The sequence below is a fragment of the Synechococcus sp. R55.7 genome (assembly GCF_047461955.1).
Lineage (GTDB): Bacteria > Cyanobacteriota > Cyanobacteriia > Thermostichales > Thermostichaceae > Thermostichus.
The window spans coordinates 1-2,619 of record NZ_JANSIC010000068.1 but is presented as its reverse complement, the minus strand read 5'-3'; the positions used below and the strand labels follow the sequence as shown (position 1 = coordinate 2,619).

The window sequence follows — 2,619 nt, the reverse complement described above, 5'->3', positions numbered from 1 at the left end:
AGGAGCTGCGTCAGTCCATCCAAGAAAGCCGCGCCGAATTTGCTGAACAAGCTGCTGCTCAGGCTCAAAGCTTGCGAGAGCTACAGCAAGTTGTCAGCGAGACCCGCTCTGACTTAGCTCACCTTGCCGAGTGGGCAGAGGAAGTGACTCAAGCTCTGGTTACCCTCACCGCCCTACAACGAGAGCACGAACGCGCCATTCAGGCCATCAACCAACGGCAGGCGGAAACGGATCAGAGGTTCAACGTTCTCCTTGAAGAAGTGCGCTACCTGATTCGCCGGCAAGGCTCTGACGGAAATCCTCCCCCCTCGTTGCCCTGAGCACTGGGATCCCTTTAAGAACTGCAAGGACAGCCCTAATCTTCATCCACTTCCCACTCCAACAGGTGTGCATAGGGAGCCACTAAGTGGGGAGCATAAAAGGCAACGGCTCGAAGGGCATGCCAGTCTTCCAAGCAGCCAAAGACGGTCGGATACTCATTGCGCTCCAACCGCTCTGCAATTGCCGCCACATCAGCTTCAGTAAACTGGCGGGGATCCATCTCCTTGGTAGGGGCCTCCACTTTGGACTTGGATCGGGCAGACATAGGCAGCCTGAACACGCTACAAGCCGATCTTAGCCTCTTCCTTTTTGCCCGGCCGACTTTGAAAAAACTTGACACACTCCCCACCTCAATCGCTTGCTTCTTGCGCAGTTGTGAGGACGGGGCCTCAGACTTAACTTTTGGGCAAGCCGGGCCGTGGGCTCCCAAACTCTGAAAAGGGATCCCCATTCCTCCAGTTTCGTGGCAAGGTGAGGACAGATACCGCATCGGAGGCTGCTATGGAGAGCAAGATCCCCGCCCGCGATGTCCAAGTTGCCCTTATCGGCCCGTCCACGTTGGTTCTCCGCTCCCGCACCTGGGATCGCCTGAAGTTTGAGCTGGAATACGCTCGGCAACGGGGCACCACTGCCAATAGCTACCTCATCCAGGCCCGCCAAACCCTTCTCATCGATCCTCCGGGGGAATCGTTCACCAGCATCTTTTTAGAAGAGCTGGCCCAACACCAGTACCTGCAGCGGTTGGACTTTATTTTGCTCAGCCACGTCAACTTTAACCGCATTGCCACTCTCAAGGCCCTATTGCCTCTGGCTCCCTATGCGATGGTGCTCTGCTCCAAACCGGGATCCATTACGCTACGGGCCGCCTTTGAAGAGATGGATCCCTTGCCCCGCAGTCGCGACGAAGAGGAAGCCGCCGATCTGGGCATTTTCTACAATGGCGACCAGTCTTTCCGTTTGCGGGTCATCCGAGATGGGGATCGCCTGGATTTGGGAGAAGGGCATGAGTTGCACTTTCGCACCGTGCCCACACCCCGCCACCCCGATGCCCTCTGTGCCTACGATCCGGCTACCGGGATCCTCTACACCGATAAGTTGTTCGGTGCCCATGTGTGCGATGAGCAGGTGTTTGACGAACATTGGCGGCAGCTCAGCGAAGACCGCCGCTACTACTTCGACTGTTTGCACCGCAACCAATTGCCCCAGGTGAAGGCAGCCCTGGCCAAGTTGGAAGAATTTCCCGCCCAAATCTATGCCCCTGCCCACGGCCCCTTGGTGCGCCACAGCCTGCGGCGGTTGCGGTTGGACTACCACACTTGGTGCGAGGAGGATCCCGGCGAGCAGCGGGTAGCTCTTCTGTACACTTCCGCTTACGGGAATACAGGTTTGATGGCCATGGCCATAGCCCAAGGGTTGGAGCGAGCCGGCGTTAAGGTGGAGCGGATCAACTGCGAATGGGCCACTCCGGAGGAGATCGCCCAAGCTCTGGAGCGCTGCCAAGGGTTTGTTGTCGGATCCCCGACTTTGGCCGGCCATCCTCCTGTGCAGATCCAAACCGCCCTTGGCATCATCCTTTCTTCAGTTCCCACCACCCGATTGGCCGGGGTTTTCGGCTCCTACGGCTGGAGCGGAGAAGCGGTGGATCTCATCGAGAGTAAGTTGCTCAATGCCGGCTTTTCCTTGGGGTTTGAGACGATCCGCGCCAAGTTTAAGCCCACCCCTGAAATCCTGGAAGCCTGTCAAGAGGCGGGATCCCAGTTTGCTCAGGCCCTGCGCAAAGCCAAACGAGCCCGCGCCCCTCGCCAAACCAGCAGCGAAACTCAGGCGGATCGGGTTGGGCAAGCCCTGAGCCGGGTGGTGGGATCCCTGTGTGTAGTCACCGCCCTGCAAGGAGAGACCCGCCGCGGCTTCCTCACCTGGTCGGTGGCCCAGGCCAGCTTCAATCCGCCGGGGCTAACTCTATCGGTGAGCAAGGACCAAGAAGCCGAACTGCTGACCTATCCCCAGGCCCCCTTTGTGCTTAACATCTTGCGGGAAGGCAAAGGTAGCAATTTGCAACGGCACTTTCAGCGGCCCCAGCGCCCTGGAGAAGATCGGTTTGCCGGCTTGGCCACGGCCACTGCCGAAAATGGCTGCCCCATTTTGTTGGATGCCTTAGCTTACCTGGAGTGCCGTGTGAAAACTTGGATGGACTGCGGGGATCGCTACCTGGTCTATGCCGAGGTGGAACGGGGCAAGGTGCTGGATCCCACGGGGGTTACGGCCATGCGGCGGGGGTAGTGTATTGGAGAACAAAGA

2 protein-coding genes and 1 pseudogene are annotated in these 2,619 nt (G+C 58.6%); 2 read left to right on the top strand and 1 reads right to left on the bottom strand.

What is annotated here, in order from left to right; translation table 11 throughout:
* Window positions 1–320: pseudogene (locus tag NW820_RS05280) on the top strand (hypothetical protein); the annotation flags it as partial.
* Window positions 321–355: 35 nt separating this feature from the next.
* On the opposite strand, the gene NW820_RS05275 reads toward NW820_RS05280, so the two are convergent.
* Window positions 356–586 (bottom strand): DUF2555 domain-containing protein, encoded by a 231-nt coding sequence (locus tag NW820_RS05275; RefSeq protein ID WP_414406883.1) that lies wholly within the window; start codon window positions 584–586, stop codon window positions 356–358.
* A 236-nt stretch (window positions 587–822) separates the two neighbouring features.
* Here NW820_RS05275 and NW820_RS05270 point away from each other — a divergent pair, with 236 nt between their 5' ends.
* A complete protein-coding gene (locus NW820_RS05270) occupies window positions 823–2,601 on the top strand; it encodes a flavin reductase (protein WP_414406882.1) in 1,779 nt (592 codons plus the stop codon).
* Window positions 2,602–2,619: the final 18 nt, after the last annotated feature.

Bases quoted from the DNA above. Each gene is read 5' to 3' on its own strand.
- NW820_RS05270 (WP_414406882.1), top strand. From the start codon at position 823: ATGGAGAGCAAGATCCCCGCCCGCGATGTCCAAGTTGCCCTTATCGGC.
- NW820_RS05275 (WP_414406883.1), bottom strand. From the start codon at position 586: ATGTCTGCCCGATCCAAGTCCAAAGTGGAGGCCCCTACCAAGGAGATG.